Below are 24998 nucleotides of genomic sequence, written 5' to 3' on the forward strand. Positions count from 1 at the left end.
ACAGCACCATGCAAACCCGCGAAGACATCTTCAATACCCTGCGCGATGCCCTGGTCGAATTGTTCGAACTGGAGCCCGAGCGCATCAGCCTGGACTCGAACCTGTACAAGGACCTGGAAATCGACAGCATCGATGCGGTCGACCTGCTCGATCACATCAAACGCCAGACCGGCAAGAAAATCACCGCTGAAGACTTCAAGGCCGTGCGTACCGTCAATGACGTGGTCGAGGCGGTGTACCGCCTGGTCAGCCCGGCGGCATGAAGCGCCTGGTCGGCCTCGGCCTGGTCGTGGCCGGTCTGCTGTACCCCTTTGCGGTGTATTTCGGCATGGCCCATTTTGCCCCCTGGCAATTCGGCCTGCTGCTGGCAGGGCTGTGGCTGGCCCGCGCCCTGAGCGAACCGCGCCGCGCCGGCAGCCACTGGATGGCAGCGGTGGCCATCGGTTTTTGTGCCGTGCTGGCACTGCTCGACAACCCGGCGCTGCTGCGCTGGTACCCGGTGCTGATCAATGCCTGCCTGCTCGGCTTGTTCGGCCTGAGCCTGAAGTTCGGCCCGCCAGTAGTCGAGCGTCTGGCGCGGCTGCGCGAGCCGCAACTGCCCCAAGCGGCAATCCGCTATACGCGCCAGGTCACTCAGGCCTGGTGCGTGTTCTTCCTGGCCAACGGCCTGGTCGCCACGGCACTGACCCTGTGGGCGCCCCTGAGCTGGTGGACCCTGTACAACGGCCTGATCGCCTACGGTTTGATGGGCCTGCTATTCGCCATTGAATGGCTGATACGACAACGCGTGCGAGGACGCTCATGAGCTGGCTTAACCTTGAGCAACTCCTGCACCCGGCACCTGCGCCGCGTCCGGTCACTCTGGATCCGGCGCTGGACCATGCCGAGCTTTGTGCCAAAGCCCTGCAACTGGCTGCGGGCCTGGAACGCCGTGGCGTTCGCAGCGTTGCCGTACACCTGGAGGATGCCGCGGATCTCGCCATTACTCTGCTGGGGGCCTGGCGCGCCGGTGTACAGGTGCTCCTGCCCGCCGACTTGCAGCCCCAGACCCGCCTGCGCTGGCACGACGCTGTCGATCTGTGGGTCAGCGAACAGGACCACGCACTTGAAACCTTGTACCAAGCGCCCCTGGCCGCCGCCGACCTCGACCTCGATACCTGCCGCCTGAGCCTGTGTACCTCCGGTTCCAGTGGCGAACCCAAGCGCATCGACAAGACCCTGCGCCAACTGGCCAACGAAGTGTTGGCCCTGGAACACTGCTGGGGCGCCGAGCTGGGCACGGCCTGCATCATCGGCAGTGTCGCCGCCCAACACATCTATGGCTTGCTGTTTCGCGTGCTCTGGCCTCTGTGCGCAGGCCGGCCGTTCCTGCGTCGCCAACTGCCCTTCCCCGAAGACCTGCAGCGCGCCAGCCGCCAGCACCCGGCCTTCGCCTGGGTCGCGAGCCCCGCCCTGCTCAAACGCATGGGTGACAACCTCGACTGGCCTGCCCTGAGCCAGGTGCGCCGGGTGTTCTCCTCCGGGGGCGAGTTGCCTGCCGGGGCCGCACGCGCCTTGCAGCAACGCCTGGGGCAATGGCCCACCGAAATTCTTGGCAGTTCCGAGACCGGCGGCATCGCCTGGCGCCAGGGCGACAGCCTGTGGCAGCCGTTCGCCGGTGTACACCTGGGCCAGAACGCCGAAGGAGCACTGCGTATCGCGTCGCCCTACCTGCCCGCAGGGCACGTCCAGCAAAGCGCCGATGCCGTCGAGTTCGCCGCCGATGGACGCTTTCGCCTGCTCGGGCGACTGGACCGCATCGTCAAACTGGAAGAAAAGCGCATCTCGTTGCCGATGCTGGAAAAAGCCCTGCTGGAACACCCTTGGGTCGAAGACACACGGCTGGCCGTGGTACAGGAAGGCCGCGCCTCGCTGGGCGCCTTGCTGGTGCTCAGTGCGGCCGGCCTGCACGCTCTGCGCAACCAGGGCCGACGCGCCATCACCGAAGGTTTGCGCACGCACCTGAGCCAGCACTGCGAAGCCCTCGCCCTGCCGCGACGCTGGCGCCTGCTGCGTCAATTGCCGTTCAACAGCCAGGGCAAACTGCCCCAGGCTGACGTCGAAACGCTGCTGCACGCACCGCGCACGACCGGCCCCGAGGTCGTCAGCCAGACGCAGCAAGGCCACGAACTGCACCTGCAACTTGCCGTGTCGGCCGACCTTGCCTACTTCAGCGGGCACTTCCCGCAGACGCCGGTGCTGCCTGGCGTGGTGCAGGTCGACTGGGCCATCGAACTGGGCCAGGCGCTGCTGGACTGTCCTCGGCGCTTTGTCGGCATGGAAGTGATCAAGTTCCAGCGCGTGGTGCGCCCAGGCGACCTGCTGGAGCTGCAACTGCGCTTCGACAGCGAGCGCGGCAAGCTCTACTTCACCTACAGTGCTGCGGGTGAAACCTGCTCCAGTGGCCGCATCGTGCTGGAGGCCATCGGTGCATAAGCCCTGTGCGGTGATCCCGGTCTACAACCATGAGCGCGCCGTACCGGCAGTGGTCGCCGAGCTGCTGGCTGGCGGATTGCCCTGCGTGCTGGTGGACGACGCCAGCAGCCCGGCCTGTGCCACGGTACTGCGCCAACTGGCCGACCACCAGCAGGTTCACCTGGTGTCGCTTGCGGTCAACCAGGGCAAGGGGGGCGCGGTCATGGTCGGCCTGCGCGAGGCCGCGCACCTGGGCTTTAGCCATGCACTGCAGGTAGATGCCGACGGCCAGCACGACCTGAGCGATGTCCGCCGTTTTCTCGAACAGTCCGAGGTACACCCGCAGGCGCTGATCTGCGGTTATCCACAGTTCGATGCCAGTGTGCCCAAGGGTCGCCTGTATGCCCGCTACCTCACCCATGTGTGGGTATGGATCAACACCCTGTCCTTGCAGATCCGCGACTCGATGTGTGGTTTTCGCGTCTACCCGCTGACGCCCACCTTGGCCTTGATCAATTCGGTGAAGCTGGGCAAGCGCATGGACTTCGACACGGAGATTCTCGTGCGCCTGGCCTGGCGCAACCAGCCCATGCACTGGCTGCCGACCCGGGTCCATTACCCGGCCGACGGCCTGTCGCACTTCCGCCTGGTTCACGACAACGCGCTGATTTCCCGGATGCACGCCAAGCTGTTCTTCGGCATGTTGCTGCGTGCCCCGGTAATTCTCTGGCGGCGGTGGCAGGCATGAGCCGCAGCGAACAACACTGGGCCGAGCAACAGGAGCGGGGCAGTTTCTGGCTGATGAAACTGACCGCCCTGGGCACCCGGGTACTTGGCAGGCGCCTGCTCAGCCCGATCCTTTACGGCGTGGTGCTGTACTTCTTTTTGTTTGGCCGACAAGCCCGGCGCAGCGCCTGGCAATACCAGCAGCGCCTGGCCGATTGGAGCAGCCGCCCTGCCTTGCGACCCAGCCACTGGCGGGTGTTTGGCCAGTTCATGGCATTTGCCGATGCCCTGCTCGACAAGCTCGACGTGTGGAACGGCAAGCTGCGCCTGGAGCAGATCGAAATCATCGACCCGGCCCAGCTGCGCCAGCAATTGCGCGGCGCGCGCGGTCAGATGCTGGTCGGTGCCCACCTGGGCAACCTGGAAGTCTGTCGCGCCCTGGCCGAACTGGGTGAACAGGTGACCATGAATGTGCTGGTCCACACCAAGCATGCCGAACGCTTCAATCGCCTGCTCGGCGAAGCCGGGGCCACGCACTTGCGCCTGATCCAGGTCAGCGAGCTGGACCCGGCGATCATGCTGCAACTGAGCGAGCGCCTGGAGCGCGGCGAGTGGCTGGCGATTGCCGGTGATCGCGTGCCGCTGCACGGCGCGCGCACCGTCGAGGTAGACTTTCTCGGCCATCCGGCGGCGTTTCCCCAGGGCCCCTGGTTGTTGGCCGGGCTGCTCAAGTGCCCGCTCAACCTGTTGTTCTGCCTCAAGCAGCAAGGGCGCTATCAGGTGATGCTCGAACCTTTCGCCACCGCCATCGAATGGCGCCGTGGCCAACGCGACCAGGTGATCGTCGAGTGGGCCGGGCGCTACGCCGAACGCCTGGGGCATTATTGCCTGCAGGCACCGCAGCAATGGTTCAATTTCTACCCTTTCTGGAAGACCGATGACGATGCCCGTGCATGAGCCTGTCACCTTCGGCGAGTCGCCGCTTGCGATTGAAGACGTTCTGGCCCTGGCCCATCACCAGGCCGCGAGCCGCCTGCAGGACGACGCCCCCTACCGTGCCCGCATCGCCCGTGGCGCGCAGTTTCTCGACACCTTGCTGAACCAGGAAGGGGTGATCTACGGCGTGACCACCGGCTACGGCGACTCGTGCGTGGTGGCAGTACCCCTGGAACATGTCGAGGCCCTGCCCCGGCACTTGTACACCTTCCATGGCTGCGGCCTGGGCCGGATGCTGGATGCGCCTTCGACCCGTGCAGTGCTGGCGGCGCGGCTGCAGTCGCTGTGCCAGGGGGTATCGGGGGTGCGGGTGGAACTGCTGGAGCGCCTGCAGGCATTCCTCGCCCACGACATCCTGCCAATGATCCCGGAAGAAGGCTCGGTGGGTGCCAGTGGCGACCTGACGCCGCTGTCCTACGTCGCTGCCACCCTATCGGGCGAACGTGAGGTCATGTACAACGGCGAACGCCGCAACGCCGCCGACGTTCACCGTGAACTGGGCTGGACGCCCCTGGTGCTGCGCCCCAAGGAAGCCCTGGCGCTGATGAACGGCACCGCCGTGATGACCGGCCTTGCCTGCCTGGCCTACGCCCGCGCCGACTACCTGCTCAAGCTGGCCACCCGCATCACTGCATTGAACGTGGTCGCCCTCCAAGGCAACCCGGAACACTTCGACGAGCGCCTGTTCGCCGCCAAGCCGCACCCCGGGCAGATGCAGGTCGCCGCCTGGCTACGCCGGGACCTGGCCATCGACGCCCCCACCGCGCCCCTGCACCGCCTGCAGGACCGCTATTCGCTACGCTGCGCACCTCATGTGCTAGGCGTGCTGGCCGACAGCCTGGGCTGGTTGCGCGGCTTCATCGAGACCGAACTCAACAGCGCCAACGACAACCCGATCATCGACGCCGACGCCGAACGTGTACTGCACGGCGGGCACTTCTATGGCGGGCACATTGCCTTTGCCATGGACAGCCTGAAGAACCTGGTGGCCAACGTCGCCGACCTGCTCGACCGCCAGTTCGCCCTGCTGGTGGATGTGCGCTACAACCATGGCCTGCCCAGCAACCTGTCGGGCGCCAGCGCCGAGCGAGCGATGCTCAACCATGGTTTCAAGGCCGTGCAGATCGGCGCCAGCGCCTGGACCGCCGAAGCCCTCAAGCAGACGATGCCAGCCAGCGTGTTCTCGCGCTCCACCGAGTGCCACAACCAGGACAAAGTCAGCATGGGCACCATCGCCGCCCGCGACGCGTTGCGGGTACTGGAACTGACCGAACAGGTGGCCGCCGCAACCCTGCTGGCGGCCCATCAAGGCGTGTGGCTGCGCAGCCGCGAAGTTAATGCCCGCGACCTGCCGCCGGCCCTGGCTGCCATGCACCACGAACTGCTGGCCGACTTCGCCCCGGTCATCGAAGACCGTGCCCTGGACGGCGACCTGCGCCTGTGCCTGAACCGAATTGCCGAACAACACTGGAGGCTGCATGCGCAGTAAGGGAGTGCTGCACGTCGACAGCGAAGTGCAGGTGCCGTTTTTTGATGTCGACAGCATGCAGGTGGTCTGGCACGGCCACTACGTCAAATACCTGGAAGTGGCGCGCTGCGCGCTGCTCGACCGGCTCGACCATAACTACCTGCAGATGCGCGATTCAGGCTACGCGTGGCCGGTGATCGACCTGCAGCTGCGCTACGTGCGCGGTGCCATTTTCGGCCAGCGCCTGACCGTACGCGCCAGCCTGGTGGAATGGGAGAACCGCCTGAAGATCAACTACCTGATCAGCGACGCCGTCACCGGCGAGCGCATGACCCGCGCCAGCTCCGTGCAAGTGGCGGTAGAGATCGCCAGCGGCGAAATGCAGCTGGCTTCGCCCCAGGCAATGCTCGACGCCGTGGCCAGGGTGCTCGCATGAAGGCACTGCTGCGCAGTTTGCTGGCCGCCACCCTCATGCTTGCCTATGGCCTGGCCCAGGCCTTTGGCCTGGATGAGCTGAGCAGGCAGCTCGGTGAGCCGCCAGTGGTCAAGGGCCCGTTCATCCAGGAAAAACACCTGCGCGCCCTGCCCCAGCCATTGGTGAGCAAGGGCCAGTTCGTGCTGGCCCGCGACCATGGGTTGCTCTGGCTGCTGCAAACGCCGCTGAAGCAGGACTACCGCCTCGATGCTAAGGGCATCTCACGCCGTGATCCGCAGGGCTGGCAGACGCTGCCGAACAAGAGCGCCGGTGCCGAGCAGAACCGTTTGTTCTTCGCCGTGCTGCAAGGCGACAGCAGCGGCCTGCAGCGCGACTTCGAGCTCAGCCTGCAAGGTGATGCGCAACACTGGCAACTGCGCCTGACACCGCGTTCGATGCTGCTCAAGCAGGTGTTCAAACAGATCGACATCGACGGCGGCCAATTTGTCGAGCGCATCCAGATGCTCGAAACCCAGGGCGACAGCACCGTGCTGCGCCTGCCCTCGAGCAGCAGCGCCAGCCAATTGAGCGACACGGAGCGCCGCGACTTTGCCGAGTGAGCGCTGGTTGCCGCGGCTGTTCCTGGTGCTGCTGGTCGCGGTCCTGGCCCTGGCCGGCTGGCAGTGGCATCGCGGGGCGCCGCTCAATGCCGACCTGATGACCCTGGTGCCCGGCGACGCCCAGGACCCACTGGTGCAGCGCGCCGAACAGCGCATGCAGGAACCCTTGAACAGCGAAATGCTGGTACTGGTCGGCCATCCGCAACGCGAACAGGCCATCGCCCTGGCTCGGCAACTGGGTGAGCAGTGGCAGGCCAGCGGTGTGTTCACCAAGGTCCAATGGAACGCGCAGGCCGACCTGCAGGCGGTGCGCGAGCAATTGCTGCAAGGCCGCCTGGCGATGCTCTCACCCACTGACCGCCAGGTCCTGACCGATGATCCCCAGGCCTTTGTCGAACAGCGGGTGCAGAGCCTTTATGACCCGTTCGCCGGGATCAGCCTGGTGCCCAGCCAGGACGACTGGCTGGGCCTCGCTGCACGCATCCAGAGCAGCCAACCGCGGCCGGCTTCGGTGCAACTGGATACCGCCAGCGGTACCCTGCTGGCCGAGGCCGACGGCCAGACCTGGGTGTTGCTGCGTGCCCACACCCAGGGCAACGCCTTCGATGTGAAACTGCCGCTGCAGGTGGCCGGCCTGCTCGACGACAGTCGTCGGCAAGCCACCCGGCAAGGCGCCCAGTTGCTGGCCGCCAGCGGCCTGTTGTACGCCGCCAACGGCCAGCGCCAGGCCAGCCAGGAAATCACTTGGGTCGGCGGTGGCGCTACAGTCGGCATCGTGCTGCTGTTGCTGTTGGCCTTCCGGCGCCTGCGCGTGCTACTGGCGCTGGTCCCGGTAATGGTTGGCATGCTGTTCGGCGCCGTGGCCTGCGTCGCCCTGTTCGGCCAGATGCATGTGATTACCCTGGTGCTGGGCTCGAGCCTGATCGGTGTGGCAGTGGACTATCCGCTGCATTACCTCTCGAAGAGTTGGAGCCTGCGCCCCTGGCACGCCTGGCCAGCACTGCGCCTGACCCTCCCAGGGCTGAGCCTGAGCCTGGTCACCAGTTGCATCGGCTACCTGGCGCTGGCCTTCACCCCTTTCCCGGCGCTGACCCAGATCGCGGTGTTTTCCGCCGCCGGTCTGCTCGGCGCCTACCTCAGTGCCGTGTGCCTGCTGCCAGCCCTGCTCAAGGGCGTCAACCTGCAACCGGCACAATGGCCGCTGCAGGTTGCGCAGTGGCTGATGAACCTGCGCGCCGGGCTTCTGGCCAAGGTACCCAGCCCGGTACTGCTCGGCCTGCTGGTCCTGTTCTGCGCCGCCGGCGTGTGGCGGCTGGACAGCCGCAACGATATCCGCCAATGGGTCGACAGTTCGCCGCAACTGCTCGCTGAAGCCCGCGCCGTCGCGCGCATTACCGGCTACCAGCCGACCAGCCAGTTCTACCTGGTGCGCGCTGCCGACGAGGCCGAGTTGCTTGGCCGCCTGAGCGCCTTGGGCGAGCGTCTCGACGCGCTGGTCGAAGCCGGCAAGCTCAAGGGCTACAGGATGCTCAACCAACTGGTCGCCAGCACCGTGGAACAACAGCAGTTGCGCGATGCGCTGGGCAAGCTGCCCGCGCACTGGCAGCCGCTATTGGCCCTGGGCGTGCCCCTAGGCGCATTGCAGGCGGAGCTGAGCCAGCTGCAGGCACTGCCACCCCTGGGCATCGATCAGGCCCTCAGCGGCCCTCTGGGCGAGCCCTGGCGCACATTGTGGCTGGGCGCCGACACTCAGGGCGTCGCGGCGATGGTCAGCCTGCAGGGCCTGACTGACCCGGCCTCGCTGCAGAGACAGGCCGATGGTTTGGCAGGCGTACAACCGGTGGACCGCCTCGGCGAGTTGAACCGGGTGTTCGCCGCTACCCAAGTCAGCGCCGCCGAACTCAAGCTATTGTCCTGTGCGCTGATCGTGGTGCTGCTGATCGTTCCGTTCGGCAGGGGCGGATCCCTGCGCATCGTCGCCCTGCCACTGCTGGCCGCCTTGTGCAGCCTGGCCAGCCTCGGCTGGCTGGGCCAGCCACTGACCCTGTTCAGTCTGTTCGGGTTGCTGCTGGTCACCGCCATCAGCGTCGACTACGCCATCCTCATGCACGAACAGATTGGCGGCGCCGCAGTCAGTCTGCTGGGAACCTTGCTGGCCGCCACCACGACATGGCTGTCGTTCGGCCTGCTGGCAGTGTCCCAGACGCCGGCGGTAAGCAATTTTGGCCTGGCGGTGAGCCTGGGGCTGGTGTTCAGCTTCCTTCTCGCCCCCTGGGCCGCCATCCGGCACAAGGAGCAGCCATGAAACACCTGTTGCTGACACTTGCCCTTGCCCTGCTCAGTGCCTGCGCCAGCCAGCCGCCGCTGCCCGATAAACTGCCTGCACTGGCGCTGCCGATGCAGTTGCACATCCGGCGCGAGCAGGCCGAGCTACGCCAGGACTGGTTGCTGGTGATCCAGCAAGAGGGCAGCAGCCTGCGCTGGTCGATGCTCGACTTGCTGGGTATTCCCCAGGCGCGGCAGTTGCTCGACCACGGCCTGTGGCAAGCTGACGGCCTGCTGCCACCCAACCCGGCGGCGCGGGAACTGTTTGCTGCCCTGCTGTTTGCCCTGACACCCGACGCACAACTGCAACAGCGCTATCCCGATGCCCGTCAGCAAGGCAAGCAGCGCTGGCTGGGCGAACGCTGGCGGGTCGATTACCGTGAAGTCGATGACTTCACCTTGAACCTTGGGCAGGGCCTGCGTTATCTAGTCAGCCCATTACCCAGCGAGACGCCGCCATGACCGCCTTTCTCAATGCCCTGGGCCTGGTCTGCGCCCTGGGGCGTGATCAGGCCGATGTCGCCCGAAAGCTGTTTGCCGGCGACTGCGCCGGGGTGCGCGAAGAAGTGGGCTGGGTACCGCAGAAGCGCGTACCGGTTGCCGCTGTTCGAGGCGCGCTGCTGGCGTTGCCGGAAGCACTGCAGTCACGGCACAGCCGCAACAACCAACTGCTGTACGAAGCCTGTTTGCAGATCATCGCGCCTATCCGGGCAGCCATCGCCTGCCACGGCAGCGAGCGCGTGGCCATCGTCCTGGGCACCAGTACCTCGGGCATCGCCGAAGCGGGCGACGGTATCGCTCATTACCTGCGTGATCAACAGTTCCCGCCTGGCTACGACTATGCCGAGCAAGAGCTCAGCGCCCCGGCCAATTTCCTCGCCGACTGGCTGCAACTGCGCGGCCCGGCCTATGTGATTTCCACTGCCTGCACCTCCAGTGCCCGCGCCCTGATGAGCGCCCGCCGGTTGCTCGACCTGGGTGTGTGCGATGCCGTGATCTGCGGTGGTGTCGACAGCCTCTGCAAGCTCACCCTCAATGGCTTCAGCGCACTGGAGGCGGTCAGCGCACAACGTTGCAATCCGTTCTCGATCAACCGCGACGGCATTACTATTGGCGAGGCGGCTGCGGTGTTCCTGATGACCCGCGACGCCAACCGGGAAGGTCCCACTGTTGCCCTGCTGGGCGCCGGCGCCAGCTCCGATGCGCACCATATCTCGGCCCCCGACCCACAGGGCAAGGGCGCCTTGCAGGCCATGACCAAGGCACTGGACAATGCAGGTCTGCAGCCTGCCCAGATCGACTACCTGAACCTGCACGGCACCGCCACTGCGCACAACGACGCCATGGAGAGCCAGGCCGTGCATGCCCTGTTCGGCAGCCTGCTGGCCTGCTCTTCGAGCAAACCCATGACCGGTCACACCCTGGGTGCGGCCGGCGCGCTGGAAGCGGCGTTCTGCTGGTTGAGCCTGTCGGCGCACAATCCCGAGGGGCGCCTGGTGCCTCACGTCTGGGATGGTGCGATCGACCCGCAACTACCGGCACTGAACCTGATCGACGCCAGCCAGCGCCTGCCCGCTGCAGGGCCGCGGCGACTGATGAGCAATTCGTTCGCCTTCGGTGGCAACAATGTCAGCCTGATACTCGGAGACGCGTCATGATCACCTGGCCCCTGGCCGAACTTCTGCCCCATGCCGGCGACATGATCCTGATCGATGCGGTCGAATCCTTCGATGAGGAGCAGGTTCAGACCCGCTTGACCGTGCGCCCTGGCGGCCTGTTCAATCGCCTCGACGGCAGCCTGCCGGCCTGGGTCGGCATCGAGCTGATGGCCCAGAGCATTGCCGCCTTCGCCGGTTGCCGCGCCCGCGCCCAGGGCAAACCCGCAGGGCTGGGCTTTTTGCTCGGCACCCGCAAGTTCGAATGCAACGTCGAGTGTTTTCCCGCCGGTGCCGAACTGCACATCCATGCCCAACGCTCGCTCGAAGACGAGAACGGCATGGGTGTATTCGAATGTCATCTGCACGGTCCGGGTATTCATGCCACGGCCCGCTTGAACGTTTTCAGCCCGCCGCAGGCGGCCAGCTACCTGGCCGAAGCTGGCCCGCAGGAGTCTCCCCATGCCTGACACCATCCTGGTTACCGGTTCCAGCCGCGGTATTGGCCGGGCCATTGCCCTGCGCCTGGCGCGAGCCGGTTTCGACCTGGTCCTGCATTGCCGCAGTGGCCGCAGCGAGGCCGAGGCCGTCGCGGATGAGGTCCGGGCGTTGGGCCAGCAGGCACGGGTGCTGCAGGTCGACGTGGCTGACCGCGCCGCCTGCGCCGCCATCCTCACTGACGATGTCGACACCCATGGCGCTTATTACGGTGTGGTGTGCAACGCCGGCCTGACCCGCGACGGCGCCTTCCCGGCGTTGAGCGAAGAGGACTGGGACCAGGTGCTGCGCACCAACCTCGACGGCTTCTACAACGTGCTGCACCCGTTGATGATGCCGATGATCCGCCGTCGTGCCGCGGGGCGCATCGTGTGCATCACCTCGGTGTCGGGCATGATCGGCAACCGCGGCCAGGTCAACTACAGCGCCTCCAAGGCCGGCGTGATCGGCGCCGCCAAGGCCCTGGCAATTGAGCTGGCCAAGCGCAAGATCACCGTCAACTGCGTCGCCCCCGGGCTGATCGACACGGCCATGCTCGATGAGCACGTACCGGTCGACGAACTGCTGAAAATGATCCCGGCCCAGCGCATGGGCACCCCGGAAGAAGTCGCAGGTGCGGTCAATTTCCTGATGTCGGCAGAAGCCGCCTACATCACCCGCCAAGTGTTGGCGGTCAACGGAGGGTTGTGCTGATGAAGCGCGTAGTGGTCACCGGCATGGCCGGTATCACCTCCCTGGGCAACGACTGGGCGACCATCGCCGGGCACTTCTCCAGCCATCGCAGCGGCATTCGCCGGATGCACGAGTGGGATCGCTTCGAGGAGCTCAACACGCGCCTGGCGGGCCCGGTCGATGATTTCGTGGTGCCCGGCGCCTGGACCCGCAAGCAGTTGCGCAGCATGGGCCGGGTGTCGCGCCTGGCGGTGGCGGCAGCCGAAAAGGCCCTGCGTGATGCCGGCCTGCTTGACGACCCGATGATTCGCGACGGGCGCATGGGCGTGGCCTGTGGCTCGTCCACCGGCAGTACCGACGAAATGAAAACCTTCGGCAACATGTTGCTCAATTCGGTGGCCGAAGGCCTGAACGCCAACTCCTATGTACGCATGATGCCGCACACCACGGCGGCCAATATCAGCATTTTCTTCGGCCTGACCGGGCGCCTGATCCCCACCTCCAGCGCCTGCACCAGCGGCAGCCAGGGCATCGGCTATGCCTACGAGGCGATCAAGTTCGGGCGCCTGCCACTGATGCTCGCCGGTGGCGCCGAAGAGCTCTGCCCCACCGAGGCCATGGTGTTCGATGCGCTGTATGCCACCAGCCTGAAAAACGATGCACCGCAGAGTACCCCCAGCCCCTACGACAGCAGCCGCGACGGCCTGGTGATTGGAGAAGGCGGTGGCATGCTGGTGCTTGAAGAACTCGGACATGCCCTGGCTCGTGGCGCGCACATCTACGCCGAAATCGTCGGTTTCGGCACCAATGCCGACGGCCAGCACACTACCCGTCCAGAACAGCTGACCATGCGCCGCGCCATGGAGCTGGCCCTGGAAGACGCCAACCTGGCGCCCGAGGCCATCGGCTATGTGAATGGTCATGGCACTGCCACCGAGCAGGGCGACATCGCCGAAACCCTGGCTACCAGCAGCCTGTTCGGCCCACGCATGGCGATCAGCTCGCAAAAGAGTTTTCTCGGTCACACCCTGGGTGCCTGCGGCGCGCTGGAGTCGTGGTTCAGCATCGAGATGTTGAACAGCGACCGTTACGTACACACCCTCAACCTGGTCAACATCGACCCGCAGTGCGGCGAGCTGGATTACCTGTGCGGCGACTGGCGGGCGATGAGCAACGAATACGTGATGAACAACAATTTCGCCTTTGGCGGGGTCAACACCTCATTGATTTTCCGCCGCTGGCACTGAGGCTTCAGGGCTTGGGCGGGTGCGCTTCGTGTCCGCTGAGCAACGATACGAATGCACGGGCCATCGCCGAGGTCGATTGGCGGCGTTGTACCACCCACACGGCTGTCATCGCATCGCTGTCGAGCAAGGTCCGGTAGACCACACCCTCCATACGCATGCGCTGGAAGGACGCCGGCAGCACCGAAACTCCCAAGCCCGCCGACACCAGGCCGATGATGGTCATGGCCTCACTGGCCTCCTGGGCAAAATGCGGGCTGAAGCCTGCCTGACGAGCCAGGCTCAGCAGCTGCGCATACAGGCCGCTGCCGTAGCTACGGGGGAAGAACACGAACGGCTCATTGGCCAGCGCTGCCATGTACAGCCCGCCTTCACTGCCGTGGGCCAGCGGGTGTGTGGCGTTGATGATTGCGACCAGCGGCTCGCGCAGCAGCTCCGTAGCGACCAGGGTTTCCGGCAGCGCCAGCGGCCGCATCAGGCCGACTTCGATGCTTTCATCGAGCAGGGCGTCGGCTACTGCCTGGCTGCTCATTTCGTTGAGGTTCAAGTGAACCGCCGGGAAGCGCTGGCGAAACGCATAGATTGCCGCAGAGATGCTGGAGTTGAACGGTGCCGACGAGGTGAAGCCGATTTTCATTTCGCCCAGCTCGCCTAGCTGCGCACGGCGGGCCACATCAGCAGCCTTGTCGACCTGCGCCAGCACCTGCCGCGCCTCTTCGAGGAACAGTCGCCCCGCCTCGCTGAGTGCAACCCGACGATTGGTACGCTCGAACAGGCGCGCGCCAAGCTCCTGTTCCAGCGCCTGGATCTGCTGGCTCAAGGGCGGCTGGGAAATCCCCAATTGCTGCGCGGCGCGGCCAAAGTGCAGCTCTTCGGCCACGGCGATGAAGTAACGCAGATGGCGCAATTCCATGAAGGCCTCCAATAGGTCGTAAAACCTCTTAAACAGGTCGAACAATATATTGGAAATGATCATTAGCCAGCTATATGCTTTTTTCACTGCCTGCCAGGTCGTGACGCCCGAGGTCACCCGTGAAAACTGCTGTTGCTCCACACGCCCACGAAATTCCCCCTGCCGCTGTCGACGCTCGCGTCACTGTTACCGAAAGCTGGATCGAGAAAGGCACCCCGGCCTTCTTGCGCACGGTACTGGCACTGTTCTGCGGCGGCTTTGCCACCTTCGCCCTGCTCTACTGCGTGCAGCCGATGATGCCGATGCTGTCCCAGGAGTTTTCCATCAATGCGGCGCAAAGCAGCCTGATTCTCTCGGTGTCCACCGCCATGCTGGCGATCGGACTTTTGATCACCGGGCCCATCTCCGATCGCATCGGGCGCAAGCCGGTGATGGTCGCCGCGCTGTTCTGCGCGGCCCTGTGCACGATCGTCAGCGCATTGATGCCGAGCTGGCAGGCGGTGCTGCTGACCCGCGCCTTATTGGGCCTGTCGCTTAGCGGACTGGCTGCCGTAGCCATGACGTACCTGAGCGAAGAGATTCACCCGCAACACATCGGTCTGGCCATGGGCCTGTACATTGGCGGCAACGCCATCGGCGGCATGAGCGGCCGCTTGATCACCGGGGTTCTGATCGACTTCGTCAGCTGGCACACGGCGTTGCTGGTGATCGGCAGCCTGGCGCTGATTGCCGCCGTGGTGTTCTGGAAGATCCTCCCCGAATCGCGCAACTTCCGCCCGCGCTCCCTGCACCCGCGCAGCCTGCTCGAAGGCTTTACCTTGCACTTTCGCGATGCCGGCCTGCCCTGGCTGTTCCTTGAAGCCTTCCTGCTCATGGGCGCCTTCGTCACCCTGTTCAACTACATCGGCTACCGCTTGCTGGCCGAGCCGTATCACATGAGCCAGGCCCTGGTGGGCCTGCTGTCGGTGGTCTACCTGTCGGGCATCTACAGCTCGGCGCAAATCGGCGCCCTGGCCGACAAACTGGGGCGGCGCAAGGTGTTCTGGGCAACCATCGTGCTAATGTTCAGCGGCCTGCTGATGACCTTGTTCACACCGTTGCTGTTGGTGATCGCTGGCATGCTGGTGTTCACCTTCGGCTTCTTCGGCGCGCACTCGGTGGCCAGCAGTTGGATCGGCCGGCGTGCGACCAAAGCCAAGGGCCAGGCTTCGTCGCTTTACCTGTTCAGTTACTACGCGGGATCAAGTGTGGCCGGGACGGCCGGTGGGGTGTTCTGGCATCAGGCGGGGTGGAATGGCATAGGCCTGTTCATCAGCAGCCTGTTGGTGGTGGCGCTGCTGGTGGCGTTGCATTTGAGCCGGTTGCCGGCCAAGGCGTGACATGCAAATCGCGGAACAAGCCCTCTCCCACGGAATGGGAGCGGGCTTGTTCCGCGATGATTCTCAGTTGATCACTTCAACCAGATCGACATCGATCTCACGGCTCATCAGCTTCTTCTCGACTTCACCGGTCAGCTTGACCTTGGTCTTGTCGTTGAAAGGCACTGCCGGCATGTCTTCCTTGTCGATTTCGACGGTGATGGTGCCCGTGTTGTCCTTGAATTCGAACTTGTCATCGTTGTTCAACTGCTTGACCACGAAGCCCTGCAGCACCACCGGAGTGTCGTCGGAAGCGTCGTTGGCAGCAGCCACGGTGGTTACCGGTTGGGCACCAGGGCCGGTGTAGCCGGCGGCCAGGGCGGCGGTGCTGAACAGAGGGGCAAGCAGCAGAGCAAGGTAACGGGTTTTCATGGTCCAGATCCTGTTTGGGTTTCGATGAGGATAGATTACCCAGGCAGGCTGAATTGAACCTTAACCAGCAAAACGCCCGGCATTGGCCGGGCGCTTTTGTTGCAGCAATGCTTACTGGTGGTACTGCGCCGACAACTCGTGCACGGCGTTGATGAACGCGCCAGCATGCTCCGGGTCGACTTCCGGGGTAATGCCGTGGCCCAGGTTGAACACATGGCCAGTGCCCTGGCCGTAACTGGCCAGGATGCGCCCCACTTCAGCACGAATGGCTTCAGGCTTGGCGTACAGCACGGTCGGGTCCATGTTGCCCTGCAGGGCGACCTTGCTGCCGACACGCTGGCGGGCTTCGCCGATGTCGCAAGTCCAGTCCAGGCCGAGGGCATCAGCGCCGGCCTCGGCGATGCTTTCCAGCCACAGGCCGCCATTCTTGGTAAACAGGATCACCGGTACCTTGCGCCCTTCGTGCTCGCGGATCAGGCCGCTGACGATCTTGCGCATGTAGGCCAGGGAGAATTCCTGGTACGCCGCTGCCGACAGGTTGCCACCCCAGGTGTCGAAGATCTGCACAGCCTGGGCACCGGCCAGGATCTGGCCATTGAGGTAGCTGATGACCGACTGGGACAGCTTGTCGAGCAGCAGGTGCATGGCCTGCGGGTTGTCGTAGAGCATCGCCTTGGTCTTGCGGAAGTCTTTCGACGAGCCGCCTTCGACCATGTAGGTGGCCAGCGTCCACGGGCTTCCGGAGAAGCCGATCAGCGGGACGCGGCCGTTGAGCTCGCGTCGAATGGTGCTGACCGCATCCATCACGTAGCCCAGGTCTTTCTGGGGGTCAGGGATCGGCAGCGCCTCGATATCGGCCAGGGTGCTGATGACTTTCTTGAAACGCGGGCCTTCGCCGGTTTCAAAGTACAGGCCCTGGCCCATGGCGTCGGGGATAGTCAGGATGTCGGAGAACAGGATCGCGGCGTCCAGCGGGTAGCGGTCCAGCGGCTGCATAGTGACCTCGCAGGCAAACTGCGGGTTCATGCACAGGCTCATGAAATCACCGGCCTTGGCACGGCTGGCGCGGTACTCCGGCAGATAGCGGCCGGCCTGGCGCATCATCCACACCGGGGTGACGTCTACGGGTTGCTTGAGCAGGGCGCGCAGAAAACGATCGTTCTTCAAGGCAGTCATGTCGGCATCCGGAAAAAAAGTGCGGGCATTTTCTCAGACACCAACGGAAAAGGCACGGTAAGTACCGTGCCTTTTGTCTATCGACCTGAGATGGGTCAATAGATTTTGATGTATCCATCGCGGGGCCAGCCCGCCCCCACTGGCTGTAGGCGCGCGCTTGCCCCGCGATCCCTCTCACACTTCCAGGTAATCCAGGATCCCTTCAGCCGCATTGCGCCCTTCGAAGATCGCCGTCACCACCAAGTCGGAACCACGGACCATGTCGCCACCGGCGAAGATCTTCGGGTTGCTGGTCTGGTGCTTGAACGGGCCCTTCTCCGGTGCCACGACGCGGCCCTGGCTGTCGGTCTGGATGCTGAACTGCTCGAACCACGGCGCCGGGCTTGGGCGGAAACCGAAGGCGATGACCACGGCGTCGGCCGGGATGATCTCTTCGGAACCCGGGATCGGTTCGGGGCTGCGACGGCCGCGGGCATCCGGCTCGCCGAGACGGGTCTCGACCACTTTCACGCCTTCGACCTTGTCCTCGCCGACGATGGCAATCGGCTGGCGGTTGTAGAGGAATTTCACGCCTTCTTCCTTGGCGTTCTTCACCTCTTTGCGCGAGCCGGGCATGTTCGCCTCGTCACGGCGGTAGGCACACGTCACCGCTTTGGCACCCTGGCGGATGGAGGTCCGGTTGCAGTCCATCGCCGTGTCGCCGCCGCCCAGTACCACGACCTTCTTGCCCTTCATGTCGACGAAATCTTCCGGCGACTTTTCAAAGCCCAGGTTGCGGTTGACGTTGGCCACCAGGAAATCCAGGGCGTCGTGTACGCCCGGTAGGTCTTCACCCGGGAACCCGCCCTTCATGTAGGTGTAGGTGCCCATGCCCATGAACACGGCATCGTACTCTTCGAGCAGTTGCTCCATGGTGATGTCCTTGCCCACCTCGGTGTTGAGGCGAAACTCGATCCCCATGCCGGTGAAGACTTCGCGACGGTTGCTCAGCACGGTCTTTTCCAACTTGAACTCCGGGATACCGAAGGTCAGCAGGCCGCCGATTTCCGGGTTGCGATCGAACACCACCGGTGTAACCCCGCCGCGCACCAGCACATCGGCACAGCCCAGGCCCGCCGGGCCCGCACCGATGATCGCGACGCGTTTTCCGGTCGGTTTGACCTTGGACATGTCCGGGCGCCAGCCCATGGCGAAGGCGGTATCGGTGATGTACTTCTCCACCGAACCGATGGTCACCGCGCCGAAGCCGTCATTGAGGGTGCAGGCACCCTCGCACAAACGATCCTGCGGGCAGACCCGGCCGCACACTTCCGGCAGGGTGTTGGTCTGGTGCGACAGCTCCGCAGCGGCGAGGATGTTGCCTTCGGACACCAGCTTCAACCAGTTGGGGATGAAGTTGTGTACCGGGCACTTCCACTCGCAGTACGGGTTGCCACAGCCCAGGCAGCGGTGGGCCTGTTCGGCCGACTGCTGGGGTTTGAAGGGTTCGTAGATCTCCACGAACTCTTTCTTGCGTTGACGCAACAGTTTCTTCTTCGGATCCTTGCGCCCGACCTCGATGAACTGGAAGTCATTACTCAGACGTTCAGCCATGTTCAAAACCTCATCAAACTCTTCAGGCGCATATCACTGCGGGTTGGCACGGGTGCTGGACAGCAAGTTCTTCAGGTTTGCCGCCTTCGGCTTCACCAGCCAGAAGCGACGCACGTAGTCGTCCAGGTTTTCCCAGAGCTCACGACCCCATTCGCTGTTGGTTTCTTCGACGTACTCAGCCAGCACGCGTGACAGGTGGCTGCGATAAGCCTCCATCGCCTCGCCGCTGATACGCTGGATCTCGACCAGTTCGTGGTTGAGTTTGTCAACGAAGCTGTTGTCCATGTCCAGCACGTAGGCAAAACCACCGGTCATGCCCGAGCCGAAGTTGTAGCCAGTCTTGCCCAACACGCAGACGAAACCACCCGTCATGTATTCACAGCAGTGATCGCCCGTGCCCTCGACAATCGCGTGGGCACCAGAGTTACGCACCGCAAAGCGCTCGCCCGCGGTACCGGCAGCGAACAGCTTGCCTCCCGTGGCGCCGTACAGGCAGGTGTTGCCAATGATGGCGCTGTGCTGGGTCGCGAACGGGCTGCCCGCAGGCGGCACGATCACCAGCTTGCCACCGGTCATACCTTTACCGACGTAGTCGTTGGCATCGCCTTCGAGGTACATGTTCAGGCCACCGGCGTTCCACACGCCGAAGCTCTGGCCAGCGGTGCCCTTGAAGCGGAAGGTGATCGGCGCCTTGGCCATGCCCTGGTTGCCGTGCAGGCGGGCCACTTCGCCAGAGATCCGCGCACCGATCGAACGGTCGCAGTTGCAGATGTCGAGGCTGAACTCGCCCCCGCTGAGGTCGCGAATGGCCGGCAGGGCCATGTCGACCATCTTCTCGGCCAGTACGCCCTTGTCGAACGGTGGGTTGCGGTCGACTTCGCAGAACTGCGGCTTGTCGGCCGGCACGTGCGGGCTGCCCAGCAGCGGGCTGAGGTCCAGGTGCTTCTGCTTCTCGGTTTCGCCGGGGAGCATTTCCAGCAGGTCGGTACGACCGATCAGCTCGCCGAGGCTGCGCACACCCAGCTTGGCCAGCCACTCACGGGTTTCTTCGGCCACGTAGGTGAAGAAGTTCACCACCATGTCGACGGTACCGATGTAATGATCCTTGCGCAGCTTGTCGTTCTGGGTGGCAACGCCGGTGGCGCAGTTGTTCAGGTGACAGATACGCAGGTATTTGCAGCCCAGGGCGATCATTGGCGCGGTGCCGAAGCCAAAGCTTTCAGCGCCGAGGATGGCCGCCTTGATGACGTCCAGGCCGGTTTTCAAGCCGCCGTCGGTCTGTACCCGGACCTTGCCGCGCAAGTCGTTGCCGCGCAGGGTCTGGTGGGTTTCAGCGAGGCCCAGTTCCCACGGGGCGCCAGCGTACTTGATCGAGGTAAGCGGCGAAGCGCCGGTGCCACCGTCGTAGCCGGAGATAGTGATCAGGTCGGCATAGGCCTTGGCCACGCCGGCAGCAATGGTACCTACGCCAGCTTCTGCCACCAGCTTGACCGATACCAGCGCCTGCGGATTGACCTGCTTGAGGTCGAAAATCAGCTGCGACAAGTCTTCGATCGAGTAGATGTCGTGGTGTGGCGGAGGCGAGATCAGGGTCACGCCTGGCACCGCATAGCGCAGGCGGGCAATCAGGCCGTTGACCTTGCCGCCCGGCAACTGGCCGCCTTCGCCGGGCTTGGCGCCCTGGGCTACCTTGATCTGCAGCACTTCGGCGTTGACCAGGTATTCGGGGGTCACGCCAAAGCGGCCGGTCGCCACTTGCTTGATCTTCGAGCTCTTGATGGTGCCGTAGCGGGCCGGGTCTTCACCACCCTCACCGGAGTTGGAGCGCGCCCCCAGGCGGTTCATCGCCTCGGCCAGGGCTTCATGGGCTTCCGGCGACAGAGCGCCCAGGGAGATACCGGCGGAGTCGAAGCGCTTGAGGATGGCATCCAGCGGCTCGATTTCTTCCAGCGCCAGCGGCTGGTCGGCAACCTTGACCTGAAGCAGGTCGCGGATCATCGACACCGGGCGCTTGTCGACCAGCGCGGTGTATTCCTTGAACTTGGCGTAGTCGCCCTGCTGCACAGCAGCCTGCAGGGTGTTGACCACATCCGGGTTGTAGGCGTGGTACTCGCCACCGTGGACGAACTTGAGCAGGCCGCCTTGCTGGATCGGCTTGCGCGCGCTCCAGGCTTCAGCGGCCAGCAGCTTCTGCTCGTTCTCGATGTCGACGAAGCGTGCGCCCTTGAGGCGGCTGGCAACGCCACGGAAGCTCAGGCCGACCACTTCTTCCGACAGGCCCACGGCTTCGAACAGCTGTGCGCCACGGTACGAACCAATGGTGGAGATGCCCATCTTCGACAGGATCTTCAACAGCCCCTTGGAGATGCCTTTGCGGTAGTACTTGAAGACTTCGTCCAGGTCACCGAGCACTTCACCGGTGCGGATCAGGTCAGCCAGTACTTCGTAGGCCAGATACGGATAAACGGCCGAAGCGCCGAAACCGATCAATACGGCATAGTGATGCGGGTCACGGGCGGTAGCGGTTTCTACCAGGATGTTACTGTCGCAACGCAGGCCCAGCTCGGTCAGACGGTGATGGACTGCCCCCACGGCCAACGAAGCGTGGACCGGCAGTTTACCCGGAGCGATATGACGATCGCTCAGCACCAGCTGGGTCTTGCCGCTACGCACAGCCTCTTCAGCCTGGTCGGCGATATTGCGCACCGCAGCTTCAAGCCCCACGCCTTCTTCATAGTTGAGGTCGATCAGCTGACGCTCGAAGCCTGGACGGTCGAGGTTCATCAGTGAGCGCCACTTGGCTGGCGAGATCACCGGCGAGCTGAGGATCACCCGCGAGGCGTGCTCGGGCGACTCCTGGAAGATGTTGCGCTCGGCACCCAGGCAGATCTCCAGCGACATCACGATCGCTTCGCGCAGCGGGTCGATCGGCGGGTTCGTGACCTGGGCGAATTGCTGGCGGAAATAGTCGTAGGTCGAACGCACGCGCTGGGACAGGATCGCCATCGGCGTGTCGTCGCCCATCGAACCGACCGCTTCCTGGCCTTGTTCGCCGAGTGGACGCAGCACCTGGTCACGCTCTTCGAAGGTGACCTGGAACATCTTCATGTACTGCTTGAGCTGGTCGGCGTCGTAGCTGGCCACGCCCTGGTCGTCGCTCAGGTCGGCCTGGATGCGCAGAGCATTCTGTCGCAGCCAGCGCTTGTACGGGTGGCGTGACTTGAGGCGGTTGTCGATGGCGTCGGTGTCGAGGATCTGGCCGGTCTCGGTGTCCACGGCGAAAATCTGGCCCGGGCCTACACGGCCCTTGGCGATCACGTCTTCAGGCTTGTAGTCCCAGACGCCGATTTCCGAGGCCAGGGTGATGTAGCCGTTCTTGGTGGTCACCCAGCGGGCCGGGCGCAGGCCGTTGCGGTCGAGCAGGCAGACTGCGTGGCGACCTTCGGTCATGACCACGCCGGCCGGGCCGTCCCATGGCTCCATGTGCATGGAGTTGTACTCGTAGAACGCGCGCAGGTCGGCGTCCATGGTCTCGACATTCTGCCACGCTGGCGGAATGATCATGCGCACGCCGCGGAACAGGTCGATACCACCGGTGACCATCAGCTCCAGCATGTTGTCCATGCTCGATGAGTCGGAACCTACGCGGTTGACCAGCGGGCCGAGCTCTTCGAGATCCGGGATCAGTTCGTTCGCGAACTTGGTGCGGCGGGCCTGGGCCCAGTTGCGGTTACCGGTGATGGTGTTGATCTCGCCGTTGTGGGCGAGGAAGCGGAACGGCTGCGCCAGCGGCCATTTCGGCAGGGTGTTGGTGGAGAAGCGCTGGTGGAACACGCAAATGGCGGTCTGCAGGCGCTCGTCACCCAGGTCTGGGAAGAAGGCGGCGAGGTCCGCCGGCATCATCAGGCCTTTATAGATAATGGTCTTGTGGGAAAAGCTGCAGATGTAGTGGTCGGTATCCGCGGCGTTGGCCACCGAGGAGCGACGACGGGCGCTGAACAGCTTGATGGCGAATTCCTGATCGCTCAGGCCTTCGCCGCCGACGAACACCTGTTCGATCTGCGGCAGGCGCTCCAGCGCCAGGCGGCCCAGAACGCTGGTGTCGATCGGGACCTTGCGCCAGCCCACCAGTTGCAGGCCAGCAGCGAGGATCTCGCGGTTCATGTTTTCGCGTGCAGCTTCAGCGCGGGCGTTGTCCTGATTGAAGAACACCATGCCGACCGCGTACTGCTTGGGCAGTTCGACGCCGAACTGCTCATGGGCGACGGCACGCAAGAACTGATCGGGCTTTTGCATCAACAGGCCGCAACCGTCGCCGGTCTTGCCATCAGCGTTGATCCCACCGCGGTGGGTCATGCAAGTCAGAGCCTGCATGGCTGTTTGCAGAAGGTGGTGGCTGGGTTCGCCCGTCATATGGGCGATCAGGCCGAAACCACAGTTATCCTTGAATTCTTCGGGATGGTACAGACCTGTTTTCATAGACACTTTCTCACCAGGTTCGCCTCTCACCAAGGCAAATCTCTTTTTAGTACAACCACTTACCATCCACGCCGAACGAATGCCAGCTTTGCGGGGGCAATAGGGGAGCCATTGTTGCACAACGACAGGGAAGCCCACAAATTTATGACGAATAGCCATAAATCCATGTCGCATTTTTGAATGTTTTAAATCGCGGACCGTGGTAACGGCATGGCTTGAGTCTGAAGCGTTTCAGCCTGGACTGCAAGATGGGCTTGTGGCCGGCAGTCTGGGACAGAAAAGCCTGCCGCGCATTACGCAGCAGGCTTGACCGAAGTTCAGGAGTCGCTCAGCAGGTGGCGGGGTAGTGCCACCAGGCTATATCAGCGGGTCGCGGCCAGTTCTTGTTGGACGCTGGCGACGGTACGTGGCCAAGGTTTACCAGCCTGGACCTTGGCTGGCAAGGCTTTGATTGCAGCCAGGGCTGCATCGCGGCTGGCAAAGTTGCCGTAAGTGATCACGTACAGCGGCTTGCCCTGCAGGGTTTTCTTGAAGTAGCGATAGTCGCCACCCTGGGCTTTGACGTAGGCCTGTGCAGACGCTTCCGAGCTGGTGCCGAGAATTTGCACGACGTAATTGCCCGGCTTCTGCCCGGCGTACCAGCTACCACCGGCAGCGGGTTTGGCGGCCGGCTTTTCGGCAGGTTTAGGGGCAGGCTTGGCCGTTGCAACCTGGACCGGCGCTGGCTTCGAAGCTGGTGCAACCGGCTTGCTTGCAGCAGGCGCAACCGGATGTGACGGCTGTGCTTGAGCAATCGGCTGGGCAGGGGTTGGCGCAGGACCAGCCGCAACACCCGCAGGCGGTGCAATGGTGGTCACGGTAGGCGGCTGCAGCGCGGTATCACCGGCAGGTCCGCCCTCTTCACCTTCACCCATGCCGGCAGCCTCGGCCAGGGGGCCGCGCATCACGGGCTGCGACTGGCCGACCAGCGGCAAGGGCATGGGCTGCGAGTTACCGGCGAACTCGATGGCTGGGCCGCCATTGTTCGACTGCGCATTGCCCGGCTGCCCCTGGCCCAGCGGTAATTGAGCCTGCTCTGCAGGCGCGGTCGGTGCCTGGTCGCCCTTCTTGGGCATCAGTACGGCCGCAGCTACGGCGACCACTACGACTGCAGACAGCGCCAGCACGTGTTTCTTAGGCATATTGAACCCCATAAACCCCATTGATGGTCGCTTCGCCGTGTTCCGGCTGGCGATCATGGCTTCGATCAAGGTATCGCGGGCAACCTGGTTGATTGCCCCAGGCCAGCCGTCCGAGTTTTGGTGAATATCGACAATCTGTTCACTGGTGAACACTTCGATGCCCCGCCCTGCACCTTCCAGGCGCTGCTCGAGGTATTCCCGGGTCTCTTCCTCGCTGTAGGGCGCAAGCTCGATCACGTGAAAACGTTCCTGATCGGCATTGAGCTCTTCTAGCCCGGCGATCAGTGACGGCTCGCCGAACAGGAACACGTGCGGACGCCCTTCAGGAGTGCCCGCCGCCAGTTCCAGCAAGGCTTGGAGTGCCGACTCGTCAAGTTGTTCCGCATCGTCCACCAGCAGATAGACTTCCTGACCGGTCAAGGCCAGTTGCACCACCTGGGCGAGCAGCTCGGGGACTTCCGGTTGCGCCACGCCCAGGGACTGGGCGACCTGGCCCAGCACGCTGGCAGCATCACTGGCGCCTCGGGCAGATACCACCACGCTCTGCACCGACTGCTTGTTGGTGCTGGCAACCAGGGCCTGGCGCAGCAGGGTCTTGCCGCTGCCGTTAGGGCCGGTTACCACCAGCAGCAGCTGGCTATAGCGGGCCAAGTGATGCAACTGGCCCAGCACCGGCTTGCGCTGGGCCGGGAAGAATTTGAAACCAGGCACCCGCGCAGCGAAGGGGTCATGGTTCAACTGGTAATGGCCGAGAAAGGCCTCGTCGGCGTGCAGACTAGTCATCGAACTCTCA

General features: G+C 64.0%; 21 protein-coding genes. 15 read left to right on the forward strand and 6 right to left on the reverse strand.

Going from position 1 to position 24998, the window contains the following annotated elements:
- The first annotated feature begins 8 nt into the window (after positions 1–8).
- The 14 genes from ABVN19_RS21095 to ABVN19_RS21160 are packed head-to-tail and all read left to right on the forward strand — an operon-like array spanning position 9 to position 13076.
- Positions 9–263: an acyl carrier protein gene (locus ABVN19_RS21095; protein WP_028943950.1), complete on the forward strand. Its 255-nt coding sequence runs from the start codon at positions 9–11 to the stop codon at positions 261–263.
- Complete coding sequence (locus ABVN19_RS21100) at positions 260–805, forward strand: hypothetical protein (RefSeq protein ID WP_105641882.1); 546 nt, start codon at positions 260–262, stop codon at positions 803–805. Before ABVN19_RS21095 ends, ABVN19_RS21100 begins: the two co-directional genes overlap by 4 nt.
- The gene (locus ABVN19_RS21105) at positions 802–2475 is read left to right on the forward strand and encodes an AMP-binding protein (protein ID WP_105641881.1); all 1674 of its coding nucleotides are present in this window, start codon (positions 802–804) and stop codon (positions 2473–2475) included. The genes ABVN19_RS21100 and ABVN19_RS21105 overlap by 4 nt, the downstream gene beginning before the upstream one ends.
- Positions 2468–3202, forward strand: a complete 735-nt coding sequence (locus tag ABVN19_RS21110) for a glycosyltransferase family 2 protein (protein ID WP_105641880.1) — start codon at positions 2468–2470, stop codon at positions 3200–3202. Before ABVN19_RS21105 ends, ABVN19_RS21110 begins: the two co-directional genes overlap by 8 nt.
- Positions 3199–4137, forward strand: coding sequence for a glycosyl transferase (locus tag ABVN19_RS21115; protein WP_028943946.1), 939 nt, complete (start codon positions 3199–3201; stop codon positions 4135–4137). Before ABVN19_RS21110 ends, ABVN19_RS21115 begins: the two co-directional genes overlap by 4 nt.
- Complete coding sequence (locus ABVN19_RS21120) at positions 4118–5665, forward strand: aromatic amino acid ammonia-lyase (RefSeq protein ID WP_028943945.1); 1548 nt, start codon at positions 4118–4120, stop codon at positions 5663–5665. Before ABVN19_RS21115 ends, ABVN19_RS21120 begins: the two co-directional genes overlap by 20 nt.
- Entirely contained in the window at positions 5655–6080 is a 426-nt protein-coding gene (locus ABVN19_RS21125; RefSeq protein ID WP_028943944.1) for an acyl-CoA thioesterase, read from the forward strand. Before ABVN19_RS21120 ends, ABVN19_RS21125 begins: the two co-directional genes overlap by 11 nt.
- A complete protein-coding gene (locus ABVN19_RS21130) occupies positions 6077–6679 on the forward strand; it encodes an outer membrane lipoprotein carrier protein LolA (protein WP_028943943.1) in 603 nt (200 codons plus the stop codon). The genes ABVN19_RS21125 and ABVN19_RS21130 overlap by 4 nt, the downstream gene beginning before the upstream one ends.
- Positions 6669–8984: an MMPL family transporter gene (locus ABVN19_RS21135; RefSeq protein ID WP_105641879.1), complete on the forward strand. Its 2316-nt coding sequence runs from the start codon at positions 6669–6671 to the stop codon at positions 8982–8984. The genes ABVN19_RS21130 and ABVN19_RS21135 overlap by 11 nt, the downstream gene beginning before the upstream one ends.
- A complete protein-coding gene (locus ABVN19_RS21140; protein WP_028943941.1) occupies positions 8981–9466 on the forward strand; it encodes a hypothetical protein in 486 nt (161 codons plus the stop codon). Before ABVN19_RS21135 ends, ABVN19_RS21140 begins: the two co-directional genes overlap by 4 nt.
- Positions 9463–10662 (forward strand): beta-ketoacyl-[acyl-carrier-protein] synthase family protein, encoded by a 1200-nt coding sequence (locus ABVN19_RS21145; protein ID WP_028943940.1) that lies wholly within the window; start codon positions 9463–9465, stop codon positions 10660–10662. The genes ABVN19_RS21140 and ABVN19_RS21145 overlap by 4 nt, the downstream gene beginning before the upstream one ends.
- Positions 10659–11129, forward strand: a complete 471-nt coding sequence (locus ABVN19_RS21150) for a hotdog family protein (RefSeq protein WP_105641878.1) — start codon at positions 10659–10661, stop codon at positions 11127–11129. Before ABVN19_RS21145 ends, ABVN19_RS21150 begins: the two co-directional genes overlap by 4 nt.
- On the forward strand, positions 11122–11850 hold the full coding sequence (gene fabG, locus ABVN19_RS21155) for a 3-oxoacyl-ACP reductase FabG (protein WP_028943938.1): 729 nt from the start codon (positions 11122–11124) through the stop codon (positions 11848–11850). The genes ABVN19_RS21150 and fabG overlap by 8 nt, the downstream gene beginning before the upstream one ends.
- Positions 11850–13076, forward strand: a complete 1227-nt coding sequence (locus ABVN19_RS21160) for a beta-ketoacyl-ACP synthase (RefSeq protein ID WP_105641877.1) — start codon at positions 11850–11852, stop codon at positions 13074–13076. Before fabG ends, ABVN19_RS21160 begins: the two co-directional genes overlap by 1 nt.
- A gap of 4 nt (positions 13077–13080) precedes the next feature.
- Here ABVN19_RS21160 and ABVN19_RS21165 read toward each other — a convergent pair whose 3' ends face one another.
- The gene (locus ABVN19_RS21165; protein ID WP_028943936.1) at positions 13081–13986 is read right to left on the reverse strand and encodes a LysR family transcriptional regulator; all 906 of its coding nucleotides are present in this window, start codon (positions 13984–13986) and stop codon (positions 13081–13083) included.
- A gap of 119 nt (positions 13987–14105) precedes the next feature.
- Between ABVN19_RS21165 and ABVN19_RS21170 the strand changes: the two genes are divergently transcribed.
- A complete protein-coding gene (locus ABVN19_RS21170) occupies positions 14106–15365 on the forward strand; it encodes an MFS transporter (RefSeq protein WP_028943935.1) in 1260 nt (419 codons plus the stop codon).
- A gap of 63 nt (positions 15366–15428) precedes the next feature.
- Here ABVN19_RS21170 and ABVN19_RS21175 read toward each other — a convergent pair whose 3' ends face one another.
- The 5 genes from ABVN19_RS21175 to ABVN19_RS21195 form a co-directional block, all read right to left on the reverse strand.
- On the reverse strand, positions 15429–15776 hold the full coding sequence (locus tag ABVN19_RS21175) for a NirD/YgiW/YdeI family stress tolerance protein (protein WP_028943934.1): 348 nt from the start codon (positions 15774–15776) through the stop codon (positions 15429–15431).
- A gap of 111 nt (positions 15777–15887) precedes the next feature.
- Positions 15888–16952 (reverse strand): uroporphyrinogen decarboxylase, encoded by a 1065-nt coding sequence (gene hemE, locus ABVN19_RS21180; protein ID WP_028943933.1) that lies wholly within the window; start codon positions 16950–16952, stop codon positions 15888–15890.
- 174 nt (positions 16953–17126) lie between these two features.
- Positions 17127–18545 (reverse strand): FAD-dependent oxidoreductase, encoded by a 1419-nt coding sequence (locus tag ABVN19_RS21185; protein WP_028943932.1) that lies wholly within the window; start codon positions 18543–18545, stop codon positions 17127–17129.
- 33 nt (positions 18546–18578) lie between these two features.
- A complete protein-coding gene (gene gltB, locus ABVN19_RS21190) occupies positions 18579–23024 on the reverse strand; it encodes a glutamate synthase large subunit (protein ID WP_028943931.1) in 4446 nt (1481 codons plus the stop codon).
- A 362-nt stretch (positions 23025–23386) separates the two neighbouring features.
- Positions 23387–24988 carry an AAA family ATPase gene (locus ABVN19_RS21195; RefSeq protein WP_028943930.1) on the reverse strand — a complete coding sequence of 534 codons (1602 nt, stop codon included), beginning with the start codon at positions 24986–24988 and terminating at the stop codon, positions 23387–23389.
- Positions 24989–24998 lie beyond the last annotated feature (10 nt).

Source organism: Pseudomonas vranovensis, assembly GCF_040438935.1.
In the GTDB taxonomy this organism is placed as follows: domain Bacteria; phylum Pseudomonadota; class Gammaproteobacteria; order Pseudomonadales; family Pseudomonadaceae; genus Aquipseudomonas; species Aquipseudomonas vranovensis.